Annotated in this window: 22 protein-coding genes; 10 read left to right on the top strand and 12 right to left on the bottom strand. The window is 68.6% G+C overall.

The window, feature by feature from the left end:
• Positions 1-962: chaplin family protein (locus tag J1902_RS17390; protein WP_207617622.1), on the top strand; the 962-nt coding region annotated here is incomplete at its 5' end.
• A 346-nt stretch (positions 963-1,308) separates the two neighbouring features.
• On the opposite strand, the gene J1902_RS17385 is transcribed toward J1902_RS17390, so the two are convergent.
• Positions 1,309-1,758 carry a transposase gene (locus J1902_RS17385; RefSeq protein ID WP_372434586.1) on the bottom strand — a complete coding sequence of 150 codons (450 nt, stop codon included), beginning with the start codon at positions 1,756-1,758 and terminating at the stop codon, positions 1,309-1,311.
• Positions 1,759-1,952: 194 nt separating this feature from the next.
• On the opposite strand from J1902_RS17385, the gene J1902_RS17380 reads away from it, so the two are divergent.
• Entirely contained in the window at positions 1,953-2,123 is a 171-nt protein-coding gene (locus J1902_RS17380) for a hypothetical protein (RefSeq protein ID WP_207617619.1), read from the top strand.
• Between the two features lie 15 nt (positions 2,124-2,138).
• Here J1902_RS17380 and J1902_RS17375 read toward each other — a convergent pair whose 3' ends face one another.
• Together J1902_RS17375 and J1902_RS17370 are read right to left on the bottom strand one after the other, a co-directional pair.
• Complete coding sequence (locus J1902_RS17375) at positions 2,139-2,960, bottom strand: DUF1684 domain-containing protein (RefSeq protein ID WP_207617617.1); 822 nt, start codon at positions 2,958-2,960, stop codon at positions 2,139-2,141.
• 79 nt (positions 2,961-3,039) lie between these two features.
• Positions 3,040-4,308 (bottom strand): APC family permease, encoded by a 1,269-nt coding sequence (locus J1902_RS17370; RefSeq protein ID WP_207617615.1) that lies wholly within the window; start codon positions 4,306-4,308, stop codon positions 3,040-3,042.
• A 217-nt stretch (positions 4,309-4,525) separates the two neighbouring features.
• Between J1902_RS17370 and ppc the strand changes: the two genes are divergently transcribed.
• From ppc to J1902_RS17355, 3 genes are all read left to right on the top strand, one after another.
• A complete protein-coding gene (gene ppc / locus J1902_RS17365; RefSeq protein ID WP_207617613.1) occupies positions 4,526-7,324 on the top strand; it encodes a phosphoenolpyruvate carboxylase in 2,799 nt (932 codons plus the stop codon).
• A gap of 182 nt (positions 7,325-7,506) precedes the next feature.
• Positions 7,507-7,812, top strand: coding sequence for a hypothetical protein (locus J1902_RS17360; RefSeq protein ID WP_207617611.1), 306 nt, complete (start codon positions 7,507-7,509; stop codon positions 7,810-7,812).
• A gap of 51 nt (positions 7,813-7,863) precedes the next feature.
• Complete coding sequence (locus J1902_RS17355) at positions 7,864-8,982, top strand: alanine racemase (RefSeq protein WP_207617609.1); 1,119 nt, start codon at positions 7,864-7,866, stop codon at positions 8,980-8,982.
• A 199-nt stretch (positions 8,983-9,181) separates the two neighbouring features.
• Here J1902_RS17355 and J1902_RS17350 read toward each other — a convergent pair whose 3' ends face one another.
• Entirely contained in the window at positions 9,182-9,796 is a 615-nt protein-coding gene (locus J1902_RS17350) for a DedA family protein (RefSeq protein WP_207617607.1), read from the bottom strand.
• Between the two features lie 157 nt (positions 9,797-9,953).
• Here J1902_RS17350 and J1902_RS17345 point away from each other — a divergent pair, with 157 nt between their 5' ends.
• On the top strand, positions 9,954-10,475 hold the full coding sequence (locus J1902_RS17345; RefSeq protein WP_207617605.1) for an O-acetyl-ADP-ribose deacetylase: 522 nt from the start codon (positions 9,954-9,956) through the stop codon (positions 10,473-10,475).
• Positions 10,476-10,597: 122 nt separating this feature from the next.
• Here J1902_RS17345 and J1902_RS17340 read toward each other — a convergent pair whose 3' ends face one another.
• On the bottom strand, positions 10,598-11,062 hold the full coding sequence (locus J1902_RS17340; protein ID WP_207617603.1) for a hypothetical protein: 465 nt from the start codon (positions 11,060-11,062) through the stop codon (positions 10,598-10,600).
• Positions 11,063-11,249: 187 nt separating this feature from the next.
• Positions 11,250-12,245, bottom strand: a complete 996-nt coding sequence (locus J1902_RS17335; protein ID WP_207617602.1) for a pseudouridine synthase — start codon at positions 12,243-12,245, stop codon at positions 11,250-11,252.
• Between the two features lie 202 nt (positions 12,246-12,447).
• Here J1902_RS17335 and J1902_RS17330 point away from each other — a divergent pair, with 202 nt between their 5' ends.
• Positions 12,448-13,092: an ArsR/SmtB family transcription factor gene (locus J1902_RS17330; RefSeq protein ID WP_207617600.1), complete on the top strand. Its 645-nt coding sequence runs from the start codon at positions 12,448-12,450 to the stop codon at positions 13,090-13,092.
• Positions 13,085-13,777, top strand: a complete 693-nt coding sequence (locus J1902_RS17325; protein ID WP_207617598.1) for an SRPBCC family protein — start codon at positions 13,085-13,087, stop codon at positions 13,775-13,777. The genes J1902_RS17330 and J1902_RS17325 overlap by 8 nt, the downstream gene beginning before the upstream one ends.
• A gap of 123 nt (positions 13,778-13,900) precedes the next feature.
• Here J1902_RS17325 and J1902_RS17320 read toward each other — a convergent pair whose 3' ends face one another.
• A complete protein-coding gene (locus tag J1902_RS17320; protein ID WP_242702158.1) occupies positions 13,901-14,476 on the bottom strand; it encodes a TetR/AcrR family transcriptional regulator in 576 nt (191 codons plus the stop codon).
• Positions 14,477-14,575: 99 nt separating this feature from the next.
• Between J1902_RS17320 and J1902_RS17315 the strand changes: the two genes are divergently transcribed.
• A complete protein-coding gene (locus tag J1902_RS17315) occupies positions 14,576-15,070 on the top strand; it encodes a DUF4188 domain-containing protein (protein WP_207617594.1) in 495 nt (164 codons plus the stop codon).
• Between the two features lie 110 nt (positions 15,071-15,180).
• Here the strand turns inward: J1902_RS17315 and yczR are convergent, their stop codons facing one another.
• On the bottom strand, positions 15,181-16,641 hold the full coding sequence (yczR, locus tag J1902_RS17310; protein ID WP_207617592.1) for a MocR-like transcription factor YczR: 1,461 nt from the start codon (positions 16,639-16,641) through the stop codon (positions 15,181-15,183).
• A gap of 60 nt (positions 16,642-16,701) precedes the next feature.
• On the opposite strand from yczR, the gene yczE reads away from it, so the two are divergent.
• On the top strand, positions 16,702-17,391 hold the full coding sequence (gene yczE / locus J1902_RS17305) for a membrane protein YczE (RefSeq protein ID WP_242702157.1): 690 nt from the start codon (positions 16,702-16,704) through the stop codon (positions 17,389-17,391).
• 17 nt (positions 17,392-17,408) lie between these two features.
• Here the strand turns inward: yczE and J1902_RS19935 are convergent, their stop codons facing one another.
• The 4 genes from J1902_RS19935 to J1902_RS17285 all read right to left on the bottom strand — a co-directional run bounded on the left by J1902_RS19935 (position 17,409) and on the right by J1902_RS17285 (position 25,048).
• The gene (locus J1902_RS19935; protein ID WP_207617590.1) at positions 17,409-17,891 is read right to left on the bottom strand and encodes a universal stress protein; all 483 of its coding nucleotides are present in this window, start codon (positions 17,889-17,891) and stop codon (positions 17,409-17,411) included.
• A gap of 8 nt (positions 17,892-17,899) precedes the next feature.
• The gene (locus tag J1902_RS17295; protein ID WP_207617588.1) at positions 17,900-19,087 is read right to left on the bottom strand and encodes a TerC family protein; all 1,188 of its coding nucleotides are present in this window, start codon (positions 19,085-19,087) and stop codon (positions 17,900-17,902) included.
• 143 nt (positions 19,088-19,230) lie between these two features.
• Entirely contained in the window at positions 19,231-20,097 is an 867-nt protein-coding gene (locus tag J1902_RS17290) for an Fpg/Nei family DNA glycosylase (protein ID WP_207617586.1), read from the bottom strand.
• Positions 20,090-25,048 carry an ATP-dependent helicase gene (locus tag J1902_RS17285; protein ID WP_207617584.1) on the bottom strand — a complete coding sequence of 1,653 codons (4,959 nt, stop codon included), beginning with the start codon at positions 25,046-25,048 and terminating at the stop codon, positions 20,090-20,092. Before J1902_RS17285 ends, J1902_RS17290 begins: the two co-directional genes overlap by 8 nt.
• Between the last annotated feature and the right edge of the window lie 43 nt (positions 25,049-25,091).

Below are 25,091 nucleotides of genomic sequence, written 5' to 3'. Positions count from 1 at the left end.
CCGGCGGGCTGCTTGCCCTCGGCGCCACCGCCGCCAGCGCGACGGACACCACGATCGGCTCGGACGGCATCCTGTCCGGCACGCAGATCATCGCCCCGATCAACATCCCCATCAATCTGGGCGCAGCGTCGTTGGGCCTGCTGGGTCAGTCAACGGCAACCAACACGGCTCCCGCGCCGGCGCCTGCTCCAGCACCGGGGGCAACCACCTCCGGCAGCCTCGGTGTGGCAGCTGGAATGCAAGTCGTGCCCCCGGTGACGGTTCAGGCAACCCTGGGCGCCACCTCGGTCGCCATGCTGGGTGCCTCCACGGCAGCAAACCCGGCTCCCGCTCCTGCCCCTGCTCCCGCTCCGGAGCCTGCTCCCGCTCCGGAGCCTGCTCCTGCACCGGAGCCTGCTCCTGCACCGGCGCCTGCCCCGGAGCCTGCACCGGAGCCTGCACCGGAGCCGGCACCGGAGCCGGCACCGGAGCCTGCACCGGAGCCTGCACCGGCGCCTGCACCGGAGCCTGCACCGGAGCCTGCGGTAACCACCTCCGGCAGCCTCGGTGTGGCAGCTGGAACGCAAGTCGTGGCCCCGGTGACGGTTCAGGCAACCCTGGGCGCCACCTCGGTCGCCATGCTGGGTGCCTCCACGGCAGCAAACCCGGCTCCAGCACCAGCCCCTGCTCCCGCTCCGGAGCCTGCTCCCGCTCCGGAGCCTGCTCCTGCACCGGAGCCTGCTCCTGCACCGGAGCCTGCGGCAACCACCTCCGGCAGCCTCGGTGTGGCAGCTGGAACGCAAGTCGTGGCCCCGGTGACGGTTCAGGCAACCCTGGGCGCCACCTCGGTCGCCATGTTGGGTGCCTCCACGGCAGCCAACGCGGCACCGGCCCCTGCTCCGGCACCGACCCCGGTAGTCACAACCCTGGCTGCGACTGTAGTCACTACCCTGGCTGCGTCTGTAACTGGGTCTGTTGGTTGAGCCAGGACTCTCGCCCAGCCAGGCGCTAACATCCAGTGAGGGCTGCTGGCAGGCATCCTGCCTCGGCCAGGCCTGCCGCTGAAGCTAGTGGGACGCAAGTCCCGGCGGCCACCCTCAGGGAGCCGGGACATAGTCGGAAGCCACACTGGTACACTGATGCACTCCGGCCGCCGTCCGCGCACTCAATCTGTTGGGTGCGTGGACGGACCGGCGGCGTCGCGGAACACAGGCCTATCGTTCACAGATCCAGACGGCGTCAACCGCGCTCGGACAGCTGATGCGGCCGCCTGCGGCGAAGGTCGGACAGGGCGGCCCACGGTTTGACAGTGCCAGGCCTGCCCGCCACCTAGTGTCCTGCGCCTGAAGTTCGGTTCAGAAGTCGGCCGATTGATTCGAGGATCTGTTCTGCCGTCTTTGTCCAGGTGAAGGGTGTGGGGTTGGTGTTCCATTCGCTGACCCACTTGCGGATGTCGGCTTCGAGCGACTGGACGCTGCTGTGATCGCTGCGGCGCAGCAGGTCCTCGGTGACGAAGCCGAAGAACCGTTCGACCTGGTTCAGCCAGGAGGAGTAGGTCGGGGTGAAATGCATGTGGAAACGTGGGTGGTTCTGCAGCCTTGTCTTCACGGCCGGAGTCTTGTGTGTCTGGTAGTTGTCGCAGATCAGGTGCACGTCTAGGCCCTCGGGGACCTGGGCGTCGATCCTGGTGAGGAATTTCCTGAACTCGGTGGCCCGGTATTTGCGGTGCTGATGAGGTTCGTAAATCCGGGCATCGTGTCCCACCTGCTGCATTTCCATGGCAACCACATCTGGACCGTGAGCCGCAACGGAACACTGCTCCCGCGCAACGGCGGTTTTTTCACGTCCGAGGGGCACGTGGCGCTGCAGCAGTGGGAGGACGTTACCGAGCTGGGTCCGCTGGAACGGAAGGACGCGATACTGCCGATGAAACGTCCCCGGAGTCCATCGATGAAGTCTGGAATACGCGCAGCGTGGACTGGAAATACCCGATGCACTGCCATTCCGAGCCGTCGCAGACCGCCACCGGCGAGGTGCTGCTGCGTCCCCCAGCACCGGGGAAATATCGACTCACAATCGATCTGGAGCACTGGATCACGCGCAGGGTGCTGGCCCGCAAGGAAATCCCAATAATCGCCGCATAAAGCCGCCTTGGAGGCCTAGGGGAGTTTTTCGCCTGCCTCGACAAAGACGTCGATGGAATTGCCCTTCACCGGCATGGGGCACGTTCCGTACGGGGTGAACGCGCTGGGGTAGTTGATGGCGCGGTTGAAGTCCAGCACCACGCTGCCGTCCGGCCGGGGCCGGGGCACGACGACCTTGCGCCAGTCGTCCGTGGTGTTGCCGTTCGTCTCGTCGTGGAACGTGACGTTCAGGGCACCGAGCTTTTCTGCCTCGGCATGCAGGCGGACCTCGTGGGGCACGCCCGGCACCCGGAACACGATCTCGCCCACGGAACGGTGCACACCGTCCACCAAGGGGTTGGCCGTGGCTATCGGCACATCCACGGGCTCGGGGTAGGCCTCGAACCGTCCCTCGAGCACCCAGGCAGGGTCGAACTCATAGGTGGGAACGCCGTCGAACTCCGTCAGCACGGGCGATGAATCGTCGCGCGTGCGGATGGCGTACTTGTCCGCCCGCATGGCCAGTTCCACCACCACCTGCGTGCCGTCGGAGCCGCCGTACTGCACCCACATGAGCGATTCCTCGTCCTGGAGCGTGGCTGAAATAGTCCCATCGACGGGCTCCCCGGTCTCCACGAGCGTGAGCCCGTCGGTCGCGCCCGCGGTGAGTGTCGCCGTCGTGCCGTCCGTGGACCACAGCCCGGGAACGAGCTCGACGGCGGAAGGCTCGGATTCGAGCCACTGGAACGAGGTGAGTGTCAGCCAGCCGTGCTCGGCCGCGAGCGCCTCGTTGCGGCCTGCGCGGAAGCGCTGCCAGCGTTCCAGCTGGGCGTCGGTTGCGGGGGCTGAGGTGCTCATGGTTCCTCCAGTGTGGCGGGCGGTGTCATTGCCTTCAACCATGCACCCACGGAGGCCATTCCCGGAAGGCCCGGCTGCCCTACCCGGACGCCAGCCGCATCCGCACCGTCCGGTACAGCGCGCCCGCGGCGAACATCACCAGGCCGGCAACGACGGCGGGCAGGGGCAGCGTCGCCACCAGGGCCACACAGGCTGCGGCCCCCAGCAGCTGCAGGAACCACGGGTACCGGCGGTCAGCGCGGGTCTGCGTCCAGGCCGCGATGTTGGCGACCAGATAGTAGATCAGCACGCCGAAGGAGGAGAATCCGATCGCGTTCCTCAGATCGGCGAACAGCACGATGGTGCAGATGACGCCGGCCAGGACCAGCTCGGCACGGTGCGGCACCCGGAACTTCGGGTGGACGGCGGCCAGCCAGCGCGGCAGATCGGCTTCGCGGGCCATCGCCAGGGTGGTGCGTCCGAGCCCTGCAATCAGGGCCAGCAGCGCACCGAGCGATGCCAGGGCGGCGCCGACGCGGACCAGCGGCCCGGCCCAGGACCACGAGCCCGCCACCACGGCGTCGGCCAGGGGTGTTCCGCTCGCGGCAACCCCCTCCGGTCCCAGCACGGAGAGGACCGTGACGGCGATGACGGCATAGACGGCCACGGCAATCCCCAGCGCCAGGACGATCGCGCGGGGGATGGTCCGCCGCGGATTCCGGACCTCCTCGCCCATCGTTGCGATGCGCGCGTAGCCGGCAAAAGCGAAAAACAGCAGCCCGGCGGACTGCAGGATGCCGTACCAGCCATGCCCCAGCAGGCCGCCCGGGCCCTCGGGCACGATCCGTTCCGGATCGGCGGCTCCCGGCACCCACGCGGCCGCCACTACAACGGCGAGCGCCGCGAGCACCGCCACCACAATGATCCTGGTCAGCGCGGCGGTACGGGTGATGCCACGGTAGTTGACCGCGGCCAGAAGCACGACGGCGGCGACCGCCGTCGGGCGCTCCCACCCGGCTGGCGCGGCATAGGCGGCGAAGGTCAGCGCCATGGCCGCACTGCTTGCGGTCTTGCCGATCACGAATCCCCAGCCGGCCAGGAAGCCCGGCCAGGCACCCAGCCGCTCCCGCCCGTAGACGTACGTGCCGCCGGACGCAGGGTATTGGGCGGCCAGCTGGGCCGAGGACGTGGCGTTGCAGAAGGCCACGATGGCCGCGATCACCAGGCCGATCAGCAAGCCGGAGCCCGCGGCTGTGGCGGCCGGCGTGAACGCGGCGAAGACGCCGGCGCCGATCATCGACCCCAGGCCGATCACCACGGCGTCGAACGTCCCCAGCCTGCGGAGCATCGCCGGTTGAGGGCTGCCCATCAGTACTCCATTCCTAGGCCGGGGTGGACACAACAGTGGACACCATGGCGCGTTGTCCCCGGGGGATACCCTAGCCCCCGCAGCTTAACCAGCGGTGGGCCGCCTCCGTGACGCATTTCCCGCCGTCGGGCCCGGGGCGGGTAAGATTCCTATGTAATCCGGCTCACGGTATCCAGCGCAGTGTACGAAGCCACACCCATACTTCGAAGGTACATTCATGGTTGACGCTGCCCATCAAGACACTGACCTCGCGGCGGAGCTGCGCGCCGACGTCCGGCGTGTGTCCACGCTGCTCGGCGAATCGCTGGTGCGCCAGCACGGCCCCGAGCTCCTCGCGCTGGTGGAGCAGGTCCGCCTGCTCACCAAGGAATCCAAGGAAGCCGCGCGGGGCGGCGCCGATGCCACCGGTCCGTGGAGCGCGCACGACGTCGTCGCCCAGGTCCGCGAACTGCTCGCCTCCCTGCCCCTGGACCAGGCGACCGACCTGGTCCGCGCCTTCGCCTTCTACTTCCACCTGAGCAACGCCGCCGAGCAGGTCCACCGGGTCCGCGGACTGCGCACCCGCCAGGAGAAGGACGGCTGGCTCGCCAAGGCTGTCACCGAAATCGCCGAGCAGGCCGGCCCGCAGACGCTGCAGGACGTCGTTAACCAGCTGGACGTCCGCCCGATCTTCACCGCCCACCCCACCGAGGCGTCCCGCCGCTCCGTGCTGGACAAGGTCCGCAAGCTGTCCGATGTGCTGGCCCAGCCCACGGCCGAGGGTACGTCCGCCCGGCGCCGCCAGGACCGCCAGCTGGCCGAAATCATCGACCAGATGTGGCAGACGGACGAACTCCGCCAGGTCCGGCCGACCCCCGTGGATGAGGCCCGCAACGCCATCTACTACCTGAGCAGCATCCTCACCGACGCCATGCCGGAAATGCTCACCGACTTCTCCGAGCTGCTGGCCGAACACGGCGTGGCGCTGCCGGCCCGGAACGCGCCCATCCGCTTCGGATCCTGGATCGGCGGAGACCGCGACGGCAACCCGAACGTCACCGCCGCAGTGACGCGCGAGATCCTGCAGCTGCAGAACCAGAACGCCGTGCGCATCAGCATCGCCCTGATCGACGAGCTCATCTCCACGCTCTCAAACTCCACCGCCCTGTTCGGTGCGGACCAGGAGCTCCTGGACTCGATCGCCGTCGACCTCAAGAACCTGCCCGGCCTGGACAAGCGCATCCTGGAGCTCAACGCCCAGGAGCCGTACAGGCTGAAGCTGACCTGCATCAAGGCCAAGCTCATCAACACCGGCCGCCGCATCGCAGCCTCCGCCTACCACGAGCCCGGCCGCGACTACGCAGCCACCTCGGACGTGCTGGCCGAGTTCGGGCTGCTCGAAACCTCGCTGCGCAACCACTCGGCAGGGCTCGCCGCCGACGGCGCCCTGGCCCGCGTCCGCCGCGCCATCGCCTCCTTCGGCCTGCACCTGGCCACCCTGGACATCCGCGAGCACGCCGACTACCACCACGACGCCGTCGGGCAGCTTATGGACCGGCTCGCCCTGGGGAAGCCCTACGCCTCGCTGAGCCGGGAGGAGCGCTTCGAGGTCCTGGGCGCGGAACTGGCCTCGCGCCGGCCGCTGTCCGGGCACCCGATCAAGCTCGACGGCGACGGCGACCGCACCTACGACGTCTTCCGCAGCATCCGCCACGCCCTGCACACCTACGGCCCGGACGTTGTGGAAACGTACATCATCTCCATGACCCGCGGTGCCGACGACGTCCTGGCCGCCGCGGTCCTGGCCCGCGAGGCCGGGCTGGTCGACCTTTTCGGAGGGGAGCCGTACGCCAAGATCGGCTTTGCGCCGCTGCTGGAAACGGTGGAGGAACTGCGTGCCTCGGCCGAGATCGTGGACCTGCTGCTCTCCGACCCCTCCTACCGCGAGCTGGTCCGGCTCCGCGGCGACGTCCAGGAAATCATGCTCGGCTACTCGGACTCCAACAAGGAATCCGGCGTCATGACCAGCCAGTGGGAGATCCACAAGACCCAGCGCAAACTGCGCGACGTCGCCGCCAAGCACGGCGTGCGCGTGCGCCTGTTCCACGGCCGCGGCGGCTCCGTTGGCCGCGGCGGCGGACCCACCTACGACGCCATCATGGCCCAGCCCAACGGCGTGCTCGAAGGCGAAATCAAGTTCACCGAGCAGGGCGAGGTCATCTCGGACAAGTACTCCCTGCCGGAGCTTGCCCGCGAAAACCTCGAACTGTCCCTGGCCGCGGTGATGCAGGGCTCGGCACTGCACCGTGCCCCGCGTACCTCCGAGGACGAGCGCGAGCGCTTCGCCCACGTCATGGAGACCATCTCGGACGCCGCGTTTGCGCAGTACCGCACGCTGATCGACGACCCCGATCTGCCGGCCTACTTCCTGGCCTCCACGCCCGTGGAGCAGCTGGGCTCGCTCAACATGGGTTCGCGCCCGTCCAAGCGCCCGGATTCCGGCGCCGGCCTGGGCGGCCTGCGGGCCATCCCGTGGGTGTTCGGCTGGACGCAGTCGCGGCAGATCGTGCCGGGCTGGTTCGGCGTGGGCTCGGGCCTGAAGGCTGCGCGCGAGGCCGGGAACACGGCCGAACTCGCCGAGATGATGGGCCGCTGGCACTTCTTCCAGTCCGTGATCTCCAACGTCGAAATGACGCTGGCCAAGACGGACATGGACATCGCCGGGCACTACGTGTCATCGCTGGTCCCGGAGGAACTGCACCGCCTGTTCAAGGTGATCCGCGAGGAATACGAGCTCACCGTGGCCGAAGTGGAGCTCCTCACCGGCGAAACCGAGCTGCTGGAAGCCCAGCCCACCCTGAAGCGCTCGCTCGAGATCCGCGACCAGTACCTGGATCCCATCAGCTACCTGCAGGTGGAGCTGCTGCGCCGCGTCCGCGAGGCCTCCATCTCCGGCGCCGAGATCGACGACCGCCTGCAGCGCGCCATGCTCATCACCGTCAACGGGGTGGCCGCAGGCCTGCGCAACACGGGGTAAGACAGCCGGGGGCGGTCGGGTTCGCCGGGCAACGGCCCTCCGCCGTCGCTTAGACACGGCCGATATGCGCCGCTCCGGTCGCTGAGCGACCTATGCGACGCGATCGACCGCGATGCGCTCCTTCACGGAGGCCCGCGGCCCGTCTCGTGCGGGAGTCACCGCGCGCCTATTAGGGTTGGTGGATGCCGTCGTTCCAAGCCAAGTTGAAGGTCACCGGGCTCAAGCCGGGAAATCCGCCCGAAGCCGTGATGGCCGCCGCCGTGGAGGCCCTGGAAACGCGGCACCACGTGGAGTCGAACCAGCTGGACATTGTGGGCGGCGTCCCCCAGATCAGCCTCCGTTTTCTCGTCGATTCGCGCGACTACCGGGGCGAGAACAGCGAGGCCCGCGAGTCGGCAGCCATGATGCGCGACGCCGTCGAACGCGTTGCGCTGACCGGGAACCTTTACGTGCTGCGCCGCAGCCGCGGCAAGTGGGCGCCTGTCTGAGGGCAGGGATAGGATCTCTGGGAACCCAGTCCCAGAGAAAGACAGCTCCGCATGCCGCACCTTGACGCCACCCTCCCGCTCCACACCCTGCCCCAGATGCTCCTGGACGTTGCCGCCGTCGAGCGCAATATCGGCATCAAGGAGGCCTGGACGCAGGAGCACGGCATGGTGCTGGCGCCGCACATCAAGACCACCATGACCGGTGAAATTGTCCGGCGGCAGCTGCCCGGGTCCTGGGGCGTGACCGTGGCGACCACCGCGCAGGCCGCACAGGCCATGGAGTGGGGCGCCAGCCGGATCCTCATCGCGAACGAGGTGCTGTTCCGCGGCCACCTCGAGCAGCTGCGTGCCTGGCTGGCGGCCTCGCCGGAGCTGGAAATCTACTGCCTGGCCGATTCGGTGGCGGGCGTGCGGGCCATGGCCGAGATGTTCGACGGCGCGCCCCGGCCCCTTAACGTGCTGATCGACGTCGGAACCCCCGGCGGCCGCACCGGCATCCGCAGCGAAGCCGAAGCCGGGCCCCTGGCCGCGGAGATTCTTACCGCCGGCGGGCTGCTGCTGGCCGGCGTCAGCGCCTACGAGGGCGTGGCACCGAACACCCGGACGGATGAAAACCTGGCCGGGATCGATTCGCACTGCCGCCTGGCCCGCGACATTTTCGATGAACTGCACGCCACCTTCGAGGTGGAGCCGCCGGTCTTCAGCAACGGCGGCTCGGCGTTCCAGGACCGTGCGGCGATGTTCCTGCCGCGCAAAGCTTCCGTCAACGTGCTGCGTTCGGGCTGCTACGTGGTGCATGACCACGGAACGTACCAGGGCGTCTCCCCGGTCCCCGGCCTCACCGCCGCGGTGGTGGTCCGGGCGCTGGTGATCTCCGCCCCGGAATCCGGGCGGGTGGTCCTGAACGCGGGCAAGCGCGAGCTGGCGTACGACGCCGGCCTCCCGGTGATCGTGGCCCGGTACCGTGACGGGGCCCTCCTGTCTGCCGGTGCCGGCGCCACACTGACCCGCCTCTTCGACCACCACGCCATCGTGGACGACGCCGCAGGGCTGGAAGTGGGCGACGTCGTGGACCTGGGCATCTCCCACCCCTGCTCGGTGTTCGACCGCTGGCGCGAGGTAGTGGCGGTAGGTGATGACGCCGTCGAGACCTGGCGCCCGGTGTTCTAAGAGGTGCTCCCAGCGGCAGGGACTATTTTGCGTAGGCGCGCATCGCCGACCAGAGCATGGTGGAAGTCGCCCAGCGACTGAGGCCGTGCGGCGGGAGGAAGAGAAGCCCCAAGGACCCGAGCTGAGCTTGCGAAGCTTGGGGAGGGGCTGAACGCTAAGCGCCGGCAAAACAGTCCCTGCCGCGGACCTAGCCACCGCCTCAGTCGGCGCCCGGCTCGTCCACCGGCGAGCGGTTGCCGCGCCGCCGCGTGACGATCACACCTACGCCGACGCCGATCAGCAGACCCACGCCGACGCCGATCAGCGAGCTGGCCCAGAACGGAAGGTTCGTCGTCGAGCCGGCAAAGTAGCCCAGCCCGGTCTGCCACACCGCCCACAGAATCCCGCCCAACCCGGCACAGAGGCTGAATCCCCGCGTCGAAACGTCGGCGATTCCCGCTGCGGCAGAGGTCGCGAGGCGCCCGCCGGGGATGAACCGGGCGCCGATAATGGTGCCGTAGGTGGAGGACCGGCCTGCCTTGGCGATGGCTTGGTGGATGCCGCGGTGCACCTTGCGGCCCCACGCCCAGCGGTCCAGCACATGGCTGAGACGGCGCTTGAAGAGCTGGAAGACCAGCATGTCCCCGACCCATGACGCAGAAGCCGCGAGCAGCCCGATCAGCCAGGGGTTGACGTGCCCGCCTGCCGCCAGCGCGCCGCCGGTGATGACCACCATCTCGGAGGGCACGGGCGGGAAAATGGCATCGCCGAGCACCACGGGGATGATCCAGAGGTAGATCGCGGTTCCCCAGCCCTCGGCGGTGGTCATGTCCATGGGCACAAATTACCGCATGTGGGCCCGCCGCCGCGGGCCGGTCGCCGGCCGCTGCTCAGGTGCCGGCCCGCCAGGAAATACCAGTAGGGCCACGCCAGCCTCTGCCATCCAGTGATGCCGGGTGTCATCCAGAGCTGCCCGGTGGCAGACTGGCGGCATGCGTATCGAGATTGTTGAAGGCGACATCACCGCCCGGCCCGTGGACGCGATCGTCAACGCCGCCAATTCATCGTTGCTGGGCGGCGGAGGTGTGGACGGTGCCATCCACCGCGTCGCTGGTCCCCGGCTGTTGGAGGCCTGCCGTGAACTACGTGCCACGGTGCTGCCGGACGGACTCCCGGTGGGCGCCGCCGTCGGGACCCCCGGCTTCAATCTGCAGGCGCGATGGGTCATCCACACCGTGGGCCCCAACCGTCACGCGGGCCAGACTGACCCCGCGCTGCTGGCTTCCTGCTTCAGCGAGAGCCTGCGCGTGGCCGACTCGCTGGGCGCCCGCTCGCTTGCCTTCCCGGCGGTGAGCGCTGGCGTCTATGGCTGGGATGCCCGCGAGGTCGCGTCAGTGGCGTTCGACGCCGTCCGCGGCTACGGGGCAGCGGCGCCGGACAGCGGCGTGGAGACGGTGGAATTCGTGTTGTTCAGTGCGGAAACCGCACAGATTTTCCGCGCGGTGCTGGGCTAACTTCCGGCCGACGCCGGTATGCCCGGCAACCGTGCAAGCGTCCCGGAATCACCATGCGGTACAGAAAAAGGCCCCGGGCGGGGCCTTTGTCCGGTTGGAGAGGGATGTGGAATGGGTGTGACTCAGTCCTTTGCTCCCGTGGACAGCACCTCGAATTCGTCGTCCGTTACGGTCTGGCCGAAGATATCCTTCGCCTCGGAGATGATGAACGGCAGCGGATCCTTGGAGCAGCGCGGCTCTTCGGTGTCACAGGGAGGATTATCCGAGTGAAGAGCCCGGGCGAGAGTCACCCGCGCGGTGAGGCCGTCAGGCGACACCTTGACGGCGGTCACAACATGGGCGTGGGGAAACCTGTGGTTGAAGTGCGGCACGTTGAAGACAGCCGACGGAATGGCCTCCATCACGCCCCGATCCAAGGGGTTGTTGAACACGGCCTCGACGGTCGTGGCGTCAAGGACCACCACGTTTACAAGCTCCAAAGGCGCGGGCTGCGTTGCGGGGGTCGTGGACACGGCCGCCGCCAACGGGGACAGGAAGGCTACCGAAGCCACGGCGCCCCCGACAATGATTTTGGTGAATTTCTGCATGAGGGTTTTTCTCGTTCCCAGAGAAGGGACGGCCACCCGTAGGAGACCCCGAATCGGCCCCAGTCTTCGATCCCCAGCGGGGCCACATATGGTTCGACATGCCATGTTGTTTCGACATACCAAACTTTACTTCAGCACAGTAATATGATAGCCCCATCCGGCTTGGAAAGCCGCTGACCGTGGTGTCTTATGGAAGATGCCCGTGCAGTCGGCCGGTGTACTCGCTTAGCTCCAGCCGGCTGCGGTATTCCACCGGCTCCTTGGCGATGGGGTCCACGAAACGGATGCCGCGGGCCAGCAGCTGCAGCGGCCTGGTGTAGTCGTCCGGGGCCTTGTCCAGCAGATCGGGGTAGAACGCGTCATTCACGATGCCCAGCCCCAGCGAGGCCATGTGCACGCGCAGCTGGTGGGTCTTGCCGGTGTGCGGCTCCAGGCGGTACAGCGCGCGGCGCGCCGCGCCTGGCCGGGGACCGCCGCGATGACCGTCGCCGCCGTCGGGCATCCCGGCGTCGAACGCTTTCAGCAGCTCAATGCGGGTCTCCGCATTCGGTTCGCCGTCGACCACTTCGGCCAGCAGGTAGCTGCGGGACTTGGTCATGCGGTTGCGCACGACGGCGGGGAACTCGACGGCGGGATACCCCGGCGCAGGTGCGGCGGCCGAGACGCACTCGTACTCCTTCTGCACCTGGCGCTTTTCGAACAGGACCTGGTACTTGCCGCGCGTCTCCGGGTTGGTGGAGAGCAGCAGCACGCCGGCGGTCATGCGGTCCAGGCGGTGCATGGGGATGAGGTCCGGGAGGTCGAGCTGGTTCCGGAGCCGGACAAGCGCGGATTCCTGGATGTAGGTGCCGCCCGGGGTGGTGGGCAGGAAGTGCGGCTTGTCCACCACCAGCAGGTGCTCGTCCTGGTGCAGGATGCTGAGCTCCACCGGCATGCGGGTCTCCGGCGGCAGCGTGCGGTAGTACCAGATGAAGGTGTGCTCCTCGAGCTTGGTGGCCCGGTCTAGGGGGACGCCAGCCTCGCCCACGATCTCGCCGGCGTCGAAACGGTCCTCGATGCCCTGGGGGTCGATGTGGCCCCAGCGGTGCATCATGTAGTCCATCGCGGTGGCCCAGGGCCCCTCGTCCGGGAGGCGCAGACGGGTGGCGTTGACGCCGTCGCGCACGGGGAGGGGGGATTGCATCACCGGTCCATTCTACTTTGACGTGCGGGGGCCGCGTTGCGGGCGTGGGCCCGGGCCTCCCGCCCGTGCCCCCACCGCCGTTTCGATGGTTCCCTTCGTGCCAGATGTTGCCCAACGCCGAACGTGCAGGGAACCATCGAGTCGGATGCCGACGAGGAAAAAGTTCTTGACAAGAAAAGTTGTCGGTAGGCAGAATGGAAGCATGCTGGACATCGAAGTGATCGAGGACCCGGCCGCGGCGGAAGCGTCGCTGGACCCGATCCGCACGCGCATCCTCCGGGAGCTGGCCGAGCCCGCTTCGGCCACGCAGCTCGCCGCCAGGGCGGGCCTGCCGCGGCAGAAGGTCAACTACCACCTCAAGGCCCTCGAGCGGCACGGGCTCGTGGAGCTTGTGGAGGAGCGGAAGAAGGGCAACGTCACCGAACGCATTGTGCGCGCGACGGCGGCGTCGTACCTGATCTCGCCGGTGGCCCTCGCGTCCGTGGCGCCGGATCCCCGCCGCTTCGCCGACCGCTTCTCCGCCTTCTGGCTCCTGGCGCTCGCCGCGCGGACCGTCCAGGAGATGGGCAAGCTGATCGCCGGGGCAGCCGCCGCCAAGAAGAAGCTCGCCAGCTTCGCGATCGACGGCGAAATCACCTTCCGCACGGCCGCAGACCGCGCCGCCTTCGCCGAGGAGCTCGGCGTCGCGGTAACGCGGCTGGTAGACAAATACCACGACGGTGGCCCCGGCGCGCCGACTGGCACCGCGGCGGGCGGGGCACGCAAGCACCGGCTCGTCGTCGTACTTCACCCCACACTCAAAGCAGACACGCAGCACTCACCAGAAAAGGACCAAGGCAATGACTGACAACCACGAATTTGAAATCGTCTTCGACGGCGAAGTCCCCGGCACGCCCGAGCGCGTCTGGGAGGCCGTCACCAACGCCACCGCGGCTTGGCTGTTTCCCACGGATGAGTGGCCGTCGGTCAATACCGTGGAGGAGTACCCCAACCACCTGGTCAACCGCATGGAGGGCCCGGACGGCTGGTTCAACCAGCTGGAGCACGTGATTGAACCGCTCGACGGCGGCCGGGCCAAGCTCCACTACGTCCACAGCGGCATCTTCGCTGACAACTGGGACGAGCAGTACGACGGCGCCAGCAAGCACACAGAGTTCTACCTGCACACCCTGGGCCAGTACCTGCGGTACTTCGACGGCAAGCCCGTGGTCTTCACCGACATCCAAGGCCCTGCTGCCTCGCAGGTCCCGGACGGTTTCGTGGCCTTGAAGCGCGCGCTGGGCGTTGACGGCGTTGCCCAGGGGGCCGTCGTTGAGCTGGACGTCGACGGCGTGGGGCGGCTGAGCGGGGAGATCGACTTCTCCAACCAGCACTTCCTGGGCCTGCGCACGGCCGATACCCTGTACCGTTTCTTCGGCCGTAACTCCTTCGGCGCTCCCGTGGGCATGACCGTGCACGAGTTCAGCGGCAGCGGCGACTCCGAGGCCACAGCCCAGGCCTGGGGCACCTTCCTGGAGAGGGTCTACGCGTAGGACGCGTTCTCAGCGACGCGCATAGCTCCTAGTGACGCGGAAGCGGCCTGGCGACACCCGAATTCGGGTGTCGCCAGGCCGCTTGCGCGTCGTCAGTCAGCTGCCGTGTTCGGAGAAGCCCGCTCAGCGCGCCCAAGCGCGGACCACGGCTTCGAGGGATGCTTCGTAGATGCCTGCCCAGTCCGTCCCGGGGATGTCCATTTGCGCCAGCTCCAGGCTCACCAGCCCGTGGACCTGCCCCCAGATTCCGGTGGCGACGGTTTCCACGCGGTCGTCGCGCATCGTTCCCGCGGCCTGCCCGGCGGCCACCGCCTCGATGAGGGGCAGCATCGCCTCGGAGGCGACGGCCGGCGTCGGGCTGCAGTCCACATAGGCGGCCATGGCGCTGCCGAACATGAGCCGGTAGAGCGCCGGATGCTCCAAGGCCCAGATGCGGTAGGCCCGGCCCAGGGCGAGGAGTCCGCCTCCCGCCGCCGCGCGCTGCGACTCGCCGAAGGAGCGGAAACCGTCGTCGACGGCGGCCGTCAGCAATTGTGCCTTCCCGCCGAAGAGTGAGTAGATCGCCGTCGTGGAGGTCTGTGCGCCGGAGGTGACGTCGCGGAGCGTGACGCGGGCCGGGCCCTCCCGGTCCACGAGTTCGGCGGTCACTTCCAGGAGCCGCTGCCTGAGGGAATCATCGTGCACGATGGGTCTTGCCATGTCATCCATTGTTTCATAACCTTGTTTTATAACGTCGTTACGAAAACCAATTATCAGCACCGGAACTCCGCAGTGGGTTCCCGAGACCGAAGGAACCTCATGGCACAGGAAGTCTTCCCGGGCCGCTTCACGGCCGACCCGGAACGCGAATCCGTGACCGTGTTCCTCATTGGGATGCGCGCCAATCGATGGTGGAAGCTGGGAACGGTACTGCGCGTCGCCTCGGCCATGCCCAGGATGCTGGGGCACCTCGCCGCCAACCCCGACGCCGGGATGCTCGGCTCCGAGCAGTGGTTCGGGCGCACCACCATGCTGCTCAGCTACTGGGAGAGCCCCGAGCACCTGCGTCGCTTCGCCGCGGACCGTGAGTCACCCCACTTGGGGCCGTGGCGGCGCTTCATGAAGGAGGTCGCGGGCAGCGGCGACGTGGGTGTCTGGCACGAGACCTACCAGGTGCCGGCGTCGGGCATTGAAGTGGTTTACAACGGCATGCCGGAATTTGGGCTGGCCAAGGCAACCTCGCATGTGCCCGTCGGCCCGGGCAGCAACACTGCGAAGCAGCGCATGGGCCATGCGGCGGCTCCGCGACGCTAGCAATCAGCGTTCGTTGCTGGGCCTGCTCTACGTCCCCGGATCCCTCCGAAGCACGTAGAGCGGGCCTCGCAACGCAGGGTTGGTGGCTTTGGGCAGGGTTGGGTAACCGGTCAGGCGATCGCCGCGATTTGCGGTTCCTTCAGCGTCCGGCGCAGCTGCGGCGAGGCGTCGAGCCGGGCCTGCGCCGCGCTCAAGGCCCGGACGGCGGTCTCGAGTTGCTCCGGCGGCAGCGTGAACGGCACGCGCAGGTACTGCTCGAAGGCCCCGCCGGCGCCGAAACGCGGCCCGGCGGCCAGCCGGATGCCGAAGTCGGGGGCGATGACGGTCAGGGCCGTGCTCGACGGCGTCGGCAGCCGGCACCAGGCCGTCAGCCCGCCGCGGGGCTGCTCCGGCTGCCAGTCCGGCAAGTGTTCCGCCAGCAGTTCCAGGAGCGCGGCCCGGTTCTCGCGGAGGGTGGACAGCCGGGCGCCGAGGGGCTCTTCGAACGAGCCCACCAGCCGCGCCGCCGCCAGCTGCTCGACGACGGGACCGCCCAGGTCCATCGTGGTCCGTGTGGCGATGAAGCGGCTCAGCATGTCCCCGTCGGCGCGGATCCAGCCGGTCCGCAGCCCGGCCCAGTGCGACTTGCTGAGCGAGCCGATGGACACCACGGCGGGGCTGAAGGCAGCAAGCGGCGAGGTGCTGCCGCCGTCGAGGTTCAACGCCCGCAGGGTCTCGTCCACCACCAGCACCGTGCCGGAGGACTCCGCGGCGCGGACCAGCCGGCGGCGCTGGAGATCGGACATGAGCCGGCCCGTGGGGTTGTGGAAGTCCGGGACGAGGTAGGCCATGGCGGGCCGCTGCTGCTGCAGGGTGGCCACCATGGTGTCGAGGTCCCAGCCCGCGTTCTCGGCGCCCGGTCCGGCTGGCGGCAGCGGCACCGGCAGGATCCGCGAGCCGGAGGCGCGGATGGCGTCGAGCGCGTTGGGGTACGTGGGGTGGTCCACCAGCACCTTCTGCTGCCGGCCCGCGAGTGTCCGCAGCACAATGTTCAGCGCATGCTGCGCGCCCGAGGTCACCAGGATCTGCTCCGCCGTGGTGGGCACGCCCGCGGCGGTGTATCGTTCCGCGATGGCCTCCCGCAGCGCCGGGATCCCGACGGCGTCGTAGCCGAAGCCCGGCAGCAGCGCCGGCAGGTCCGCCAGAGCGTCCGCGAAGGCCCGGTGGACCACCTCGCCGGTGGCCGGCAGCGAGGCGTAGGCCAGGTCCAGGATCCCGTCCGGCAGGGCAATGCCCGGCACGCTCACCGGGATGGTGCGGTGCGGGATGCCCGTCCGGCCGCGGCTGCCCTGGCCCCCGCTGAGGAAACCCTGTTCCCGCAGGCCCGCATACGCGGCCGTGACGGTGGTCCTGCTCATCCCCAGGGTCTCGGCGAGGGCGCGCTCGCTGGGCAGTGCGACGTCCAGCGGGATGCGGCCGTCCAGGATCAGCAGGCGCACGACGTCGGCCAGTTCGCGGTAGGCGGGCGAGGCGCCGGTGTTCCACGGACCGAGGAGCCGGGCCAGCGCGGTGGGGTTCAGGGAAGCGGACATAAGACCAGTATTGCAAACTGGCTATGGAAAACAAGGCCAGTTTTCGGGGAGCATGGTTTCATGATGACCCGCAGAATCACCCAGCTCCTGATCGGCCTCGCGATGTATGGGATCTCCCTGGCCATGTTCATCCGCGCCGGCCTCGGACTGGACCCCTGGGATGTGTTCCACCAGGGTGTCGCGGGGCTGAGCGGGCTGAGCATCGGCACCGTGGTGGTGGCCGTCAGCTTCCTGGTGCTCCTGCTCTGGATCCCGCTGCGGCAGAAGCCCGGCTTCGGGACGCTAGCCAACGCCGTACTGGTGGGCGTCTTCGCCGACGTCGGGCTTGCGCTGATCCCCGCATTCTCGCACCTGGGCGGCCAGATCGCGATGCTCGCCGGCGCCGTGCTGCTCAACGGCATCGCGTCCGCCTGCTACATCGGTGCCCGCCTTGGCCCCGGTGCCCGCGACGGCCTCATGACCGGCCTGGCCCGCCGCACCGGCTGGTCCGTGCGGCTTTCCCGTACGCTGATCGAGGTTGTGGTTCTGGGCGTCGGCTGGCTGCTGGGCGGCTCCGTGGGGGTCGGCACGGTGGTCTATGCCGTGGCCATCGGCCCTCTGGTCCAGCTGCTGCTGCCGCTGTTCACTGTGCCCGAGAAGGTGGTACCGGAGAAGCTCGAGGCTAAAGACGTCGATACTGGGGCCGCCGAAGCGTCGGAGAAATCGGCTCCGCAGGCCCGGGAATCGCTGACGGCCCAGACGACGCAATAGAGATTCCGAGCGTCGTTTCAGGCCCGCGGCGGCACGACGAGGACCGGGCAAGCCGCGTGCCGTACGCACTTTTCACTCACGGAGCCGAGCAGCATCCCGGCTAGAGCGCCCCTCCCGCGGGATCCGACGACCAGCATACGGGCGTCCCGTGAGAGGGCGATGAGAGTCTTGACGGGGCCGGCGTGAACGGCGTGGTAACTGACTTGAACCGTGTAGTAGTTCTCAACGATGGCACGCGAGTCCTGCACCAGTTCGTCGTGGACCGCTGCGGAATACTCATCGAACGAGGGTACATACCCGAATTCCCAACTGGACGGCCGCGCAGCGGTTGCGATCGACCATGCCCGCACGACGACAACGGGGAGGTTCAGCTGCTCGGCAAGCCCGAGCGCCTGTGCCAGTGCGTAATCTGCGCCATCAGATCCATCGTGCCCGACCACAATGCTATGGCTCGGATATGGCACTTGTTTGGCACTGTCGCTCCCTCCTTCATGACTCATTAACGGTCCTACCGGTTCAGATATTCGTCGTGTTTCCGGTGAGCTTCCGCTACCTGCTCACGGATCCTGTCCACGTCCTTGGCCTTGTCGCGGTATTTCAGCTCCATTGTCAGAATCTGGGCTTCCTCCAGAGTCAGGGCGCCGTAGATCCGCTCCCGCTCGGCAGCATCTGCGGTGTAGTCAAGATCGAGGTAGTTGACCGCGTGCCTGCGTGCATTGTTGATGGCGGTCTGGGCTTTGCCCGCCTTGCTTAGCAGCGAGAGCACCACGGTGATGATGAGCGTTCCCACGATGACGCTCAGGGACAGGCCTGTGGAGATTTCCACGACCGGGACCGGCTCGCCGCCGCTGATGAACGGCAGGTTGTTTTCATGGAGGGCATGGAGCACCAGCTTGATGCCGATGAACGCCAGGATGGCCGCCAGGCCGTAGGAGAGGTAGATGAGCCGGTCCAGCAGCCCGTCGATGAGGAAGTACAGTTGGCGCAGTCCCATCAGGGAGAACGCGGTGGCGGTAAAGACAATGTACACATTCTGGGTCAGTCCGAAGATCGCGGGAATGGAGTCCAGTGCGAACAGGATGTCAGTGCCGCCGATCGCCACCATGACCAGCAGCATGGGGGTGAGCGCTTTCTTGCCGTTGTGCATGGTGAAGAGCTTGTCGCCGTCGTATTGCTCTGTGGTGTGGAAGATCCTCTTGGCCAAAACGATCATGAAGTTGTCCGCCTGCTTCTCACCGTGGGGTTCGGGCTTGAGCAGATTGCCTGCAGTGATCAGCAGGATCAGGCCAAAGATGTAGAACACCCAGGCGAAGGAATTGATCAGCGCCGCGCCCAGGAAGATGAACCCGGTCCGGGCGATCAGCGAGAAGACGATGCCGAAGAGCAGCACCTTTTGCTGGTCCTCGCGGGGGACCCGGAAGCTGGCCATGATGATCAGGAAGACAAACAGGTTGTCCACGGAAAGGGCCTTTTCCGTGATGTAGCCGGCGAAGTACTCCGACCCCATGTCGGTACCGCCGAAGAGCAGGACCAAGATGCCGAAGAGGACGGCAATGCCCACGTAGATGGAGGACCAAAGGGCCGCTTCCTTCAGCGTGGGGACGTGCGTCTTGCGGATGTGGAAGAAGTAGTCGAAAGCGAGCAGAGCCAGAATGCCGACGACGGTGATGCCCCAGATCAGAGAAGGAACAGTCATGTCACTCAGCTTACGTAAGGCGTGAAGGGGATCAAGGCCAGCCCACTGGTTCTTTTCGCGGTTTTCGGCTGTTGTCGCGGCCTACATGGCAGCGGGAAGAGCAGCGGTGAGGGTTAGCCGGTGGCGAACCAGGCCTGAGTCTTTCAGACCAGCGGTTGGCAGTGCGGGCAAAAGTAGATGTTCCGTTCCTCGCTGCCGTCCGCTGCGCCCAGCACTCCGCGCCGGATGGGGGTCCGGCAGCGCAGGCACGGCTGGCGTTCGCGGCCGTAAACCCAGTGCGAAGGCCGCCGGGGCACCGCAGACAGTGTGACCCCGACGCCCACCGTCTGCCGTGCCCCGGGACCCAGATTGGCCTCCAGCAGCCGCTTCGCGTTGGCCAGCACAGCGGGCAGGTCCTTGACCGCAGAGACTGGGCTGGCTGGATGCACCCCCGCCAGGTAACACAGCTCGCAGCGGTAGATGTTGCCGATCCCGGCCAGGTTCCGCTGCTCGAGCAGGGCGAGCCCAAGCGGAACCTCCGGCGCCGCGAGCAGCCGGCGCATGGCCTCGGCGGCGTCCCAGTCCGGGCCCAGCAGATCCGGCCCGAGATGCCCCACCGCCTTGTCCTCCTCGGCTGTGGGCAGCACGTCGAGGATGCCCAGAGAGAATCCGACGACGTCGGACGTGCCGGTGCGGAGCACGCACCTGGCCGTGTGGCCGGGCCTCTTCCAGCGCCCGCCGGGTGGGTAGATCTGCCAGGCTCCTTCCGTCTTCAGGTGCGAGTGGATGGTCAGGGCGCGGCGCTTGCTGGCAGGCTCCGGCGGGCTGGGTTCACCTGGAGCGTGCTCCCCGGGCGCCAACAGCCGCATGAGCAGATGCTTTCCGCGCGGCACCACCTCGGCCACCGTCCAGCCGGTAAGGTCCAGCGTGGCAAAGCGGGGTACGCGGAAGTCCGAGGCCGTCAGCACGCTGCCGGCCAGGGCCGCGTGAAGTTCGGCCGCAGCACGCCAGACGGAGTCGCCTTCAGGCACGGATTCTCAGCCCCTTCGGCGTGGAGTAGGCCCCGGCGTGCAGCAGCGCCGCGGCCACCGGGGTGTCCAGGAGGTCGTGGCCGTTGACCTTTTCCATGATCAGTTTGTCCACGGCCCCGCGGTGCACCACCCCCACCAGGGCCGCAGCGGCCGCCGCCAGCACGGCGTCGTCGTGGCTGAAGGCGAGCAGTGTCTTGCCGCCGCGTTCCACGTAGAGCGCCAGGGCGCCGTCGACCATCACCACCAGGGCCCCTGCCTTGCGGCCGGGCCGGTGGCCGGATCCGGCGTCCACGGACATCCCGGGCCAGGGCAGGGCCGCGCCGTAGGGGTTGGCGGGGTCCGTGGCGGCAAGGGCCAGTGCCAGGGGTTCGCCCTTGGCGAGCTGGGAGTCCTCGGTGAAGGAACGCAGCCGGTCCACGGTGGCCGGGACCGCGAACTGGGCAGCGCCGAGGTGCTCGATGAAGTAGCCGCGGCGGCAGCGGCCGGCTTCCTCGAGCCTGGCCAGGACCTTGTACATAAGCCCGAAACCGCCCACGATGTTCTCCGCCATGACCGATCCTCTGGTCACTACGCCGTACCTGTCCAGCAGGAGCTCGGCGGTGCCGCGGGCGTGGATGGTGGGATCGAGTTCCGGCGACGGCAGGGCCGACCAGCGCCCGACCGCCAGCGGCGGGGTGGGCGCCGTGCCGGTGACGGAGCCGTAGCGTCCTCCGCTGAGCCCGGGGGAACCGCCCAGCCCGGGGGATCCCATGAGGCCGGTGCCGTGCGAGCGCCCCAGCCGGCTCATCCGCAGCGACCGTGCCCGCGGCGGCCTGGCCACCTGCTTGTGTGCCGTGCGGCCGCCGGCGATCATCGCCCGGACCGGGGCGAAGGTATCGCCCGTGATGCGGCCCGCCCAGACCAGGTCCCAGAGCGCCGCCACCACGGCGCCGTCGCTCAGGACCGCGTCCATGCCTCCGGCCACCTCCGTCAGTTGGCGGAAGAAGTAGGCGCCGCCGGGCTGAAGGTGCTCGAGGAGCCTGCGCTGGGCATCGCCGGGCTGGTACTCGGGAGCCGGGTTGAGGGTGAGCTCGGCGGACTCGGCCACGTGCAGGCTGAGCCAGCCGTCGTTTCCGGGCAGCGATCCGGCCCCGGACCAGAGCAGCTCCCCGGCCGCCATGAGTTCGTCCAGCATGGCCGGCTGGTAGTCGGCCACGCGGCTGGCAAGAACCAGCGGCTCCCACGCCGACGCCGGAACGGGCACCCCGGACAGCTGGTCCACGGCGGTCATGATGCCGTCCAGGCCGCGCAGAGCCGCACCGTTCCGGGGCCCGCCGGGGACGGAGACGTTCTGCCAGGCCGGCAGGAACCGCCCGTACGCGGAGGTGTCCACGGGCTCCACCTCGGCCCGCAGCGCAGCGAGGGAACGGCGGCGGAGCCTGCGCAGGACCTCGGCGTCGCACCATTCGCTGGCCGGCGGGGCCGCGTTTGAAGGGGCTGCGTCGGGGAACACCCCGGCCTGGACGGGGGCATCGGGTGCGGCCACGGGGTGCGGTCGGAACTCGCCCTCCACCACGCGGCCGTCGGCGGCGAGCCGCTTGAGCGCGGTGCCCACGACGGCGACACCGAGTCCCAGCCGGGCTGCGGCTTCGGCGGCGGTAAACGGCCCGTGGGTGCGGGCGTAGCGGGAGACGAGGTCCCCGAGGGGATCGTGCACCGGCTCGATGAAGGCCAGCGGTACGCCCATGGGCAGCGGCACGCCGATGGCGTCGCGCAGGCGCGCGGCGTCCTCGATGGCGGCGTAGCGGTCCGCCCCGCCGATGGTCACGCGGAGGGCACGGTTGGCCTTGTGAAGTGCCGCGAGGTGTGCGCCCGCCTCGGCGATGCTGGCCCTGGCCGCGTCAGTGGCCGCTGCCGTTTCCGCCGCGGAACCCGGAACAGTTTCCGCCGTCGGACCCGCCGCTCCGGCAGAGGCAGGCTCGAGCCGCGCCGCCACTTCCTCCACGCTGAGCGGTCCCAGCAGCCGCAGGAGATCAGCCACGCCTTCCACGCGCCGGACGCGACGGTCCGGGGCCAGCCGCTGCAGTTCGAGTTCGGTGGCCTCGATGACCTTGGCATCCAGGAGTTCGCGCAGCTCCACCCGGCCCAGCAGTTCGTTGAGCAGCGTGGAGTCCAGGGCGAGGGCGGCGGCCCGGCGTTCTGCCAGCGGGGAATCGCCCTCGTACAGGTACTGGGCCACGTAGCCGAACAGCAGGGACTTCGCGAAGGGCGAAGGCTGCTGGGTGGTGGTCTGCACGATCCGCAGTTCGCGGCGCTCCACGGCGGCGGCAATGTCTTTCAGGGCCGGCAGATCGTAAACATCCTGCAGGCATTCGCGCACCGTTTCGAGCACGATGGGGAACGAGGGGTATTTCCGGGCGACATCCAGCAACTGGGCGGAACGCTGCCGTTGCTGCCACAGGGGCTGGCGCTTGCCGGGGTTCTGCCGCGGCAGCAGCAGGGCCCGCGCCGCACACTCACGGAAGCGCGAGGCGAACAGGGCGCTGCCGCCGACCTCCGCCGTCACGATCTGCTCGAGTTCCTCAGGATCGAACAGGAACAGCTCGGCCCCCGGCGGCTCGTCCTCCATCATGGGCACGCGGAGCACGATGCCGTCGTCGGCGGCCATGGCGGAGCCGTCCAGTCCGTAGCGCTGCTGGAGCCGCTGCCCGACGGCGAGCGCCCACGGCGCGTGCACGGGCAGCCCGAAGGGGCTGTGCAGGACCACGCGCCAGTCGCCGAGTTCGTCGTGGAAGCGCTCGACGACGAGGGTGCGGTCGCTGGGGACCACCTCCGTGGCCTGTTTCTGCTCGCCGAGATACTGCAGCAGGTTTCCGGCGGCGAAGGCATCCAGCCCGCTGGCCTCGCAGCGTTCCATGGCCGGGGCCGGATCCGAGGCGGAAAGCTCACGGATGAAGGCTCCGAGGGCGCGGCCCAGGTCCACGGGCCGTCCCAGGGAGTCGCCCTTCCAGAACGGGAGCTTGCCGGGTTGCCCGAAGGCGGGGGAGACCAGGACGCGGTCGTGCGTGATGTCCTCGATCTTCCAGCTGGTGGCGCCGAGCGCGAAGATGTCGCCCACGCGGGACTCGTAGACCATCTCCTCGTCGAGTTCGCCGACGCGCCGCCCGCCTTTCGCCGCGCGCGCCGCGGCGCTCGGACCGCCGTCGCCGGAGGAATCGGCACCTGAGGAGCCTTCAGTCTCCGTGCCGATGATATAGACGCCGAACAGCCCGCGGTCCGGGATGGTGCCGCCCGAGGTCACGGCCAGCCGCTGCGCTCCCGGACGGCCGGCGATGGTGCCGGCATGGCGGTCCCAGACGATGCGCGGCCGGAGCTCGGCGAACTCGTCCGAAGGGTACCGCCCGGCCAGCAGGTCCAGGGTGGCCTCGAACGCGGACCTCGGCAGGGTGGCGAAGGGCGCGGAGCGGCGCAGGGTGCTGAACCATTCCTCGACGTCGATGCTGCCCAGCGCCGTGGCCGCAACGGTCTGCTGGGCTAGGACGTCCAGGGGATTCGCGGGGATGCTGAAGCGTTCGATCTGGCCGCTGAGCATCCGCTCCACCGTGACCGCGGTGTGCAGAAGATCGGCCCGGTGCTTGGGGAACAGCACGCCCTCCGAGATCTCGCCCACCTGGTGACCGGCCCGGCCCACGCGCTGGAGGCCGCTGGCCACCGACGGCGGGGACTCCACCTGGACCACCAGGTCCACGGCGCCCATGTCGATGCCGAGCTCCAGGGACGAGGTGGCCACGACGCAGCGGAGGCGCCCTGATTTCAGGTCATCCTCGATCAGGGCCCGCTGGTCCTTGGACACCGAGCCGTGGTGGGCGCGGGCCAGGACAGGATCCGCTCCGCTGGTGCTGCCCGCCTGCGCCATCATGTGCGCCGGGGTAGCGGTGGACGCCGGCACCCCCACCGCCATCAGCTGCCGATCGGCATGGATTTCGTTGAGCCGCGCGGTGAGGCGTTCGGCCAGCCGGCGTGAATTGGCGAACACGATGGTGGATTGCTTGGACAGGACGAGGTCCACGATCTTCTCCTCCACATGAGGCCAGATGGACGCCTGCGGCTGGAGCCCGGAGGCCGGGCCGGAGTCGAAGGCGCCGGCGGCGCCCTGGAGATCGGACATGTCCTCCACAGGGACGGTGACGGTGAGGTTCCAGTTTTTCCTCGACGGCGGTGCCACGATTTCTACGGGTGCCTGCCCGGCGAGGAACTGGGCCACGAGCTCGCGCGGTTCCACCGTGGCCGAGAGGCCGATCCGCTGGGCAGGCTTGGGCAGCAGGGCATCCAGGCGTTCCAGGGACACAGCGAGGTGCGCCCCGCGCTTGGTGCTTGCCACCGCGTGGATCTCGTCCACAATCACGGTGTCCACCTCGCTGAGCGTCTCCCGGGCCTTCGAGGTGAGCATGAGGAACAAGGACTCGGGTGTGGTGATGAGGATGTCCGGCGGGTGGCTGAGCAGCGCGCGCCGGTCCGCCGTCGTCGTGTCCCCGGAACGCACGCCCACCGTCACGAGAGGTGCCGGGAGTCCCAGCCTCTTGGCGGTCTGGGTGATGCCGATGAGCGGGGAGCGGAGATTGCGTTCGACGTCGACGCCCAGGGCCTTCAGCGGCGAGATGTACAGGACGCGGGTCCTGCCCTTGGGCCGCTTGGCCCGCCCGGAAACCGGCCCGGACACGGGCTCCAGCCCGGGCAGGGTATCCGAGGGCAAGGAATGCAGGCGGTCGAGCGCCCAGAGGAACGCCGCGAGGGTCTTGCCGGAGCCCGTGGGCGCGACCACCAGGGCATGCGAACCGGAGGAGATGGCGTTCCAGGCGCCGTCCTGGGCGGGGGTCGGCGCGGCGAAGGCACCCAAGAACCACTCCCTGGTGGCCCGGCTGAAGCGGTCCAGTGTGCCCTGCGGTCCGGCCGCGCCGGCTAGCTCCTGCATTCCTCCATCATGCCCCACAGCCCTGACAGAATAGCCGCCGCGG

Source organism: Arthrobacter cavernae (assembly GCF_017368795.1).
In the GTDB taxonomy this organism is placed as follows: Bacteria; Actinomycetota; Actinomycetes; order Actinomycetales; family Micrococcaceae; genus Arthrobacter; species Arthrobacter cavernae.
The sequence above is the reverse complement of the archived record's forward strand: the minus strand, read 5'-3'. Positions and strand labels throughout refer to the sequence as shown.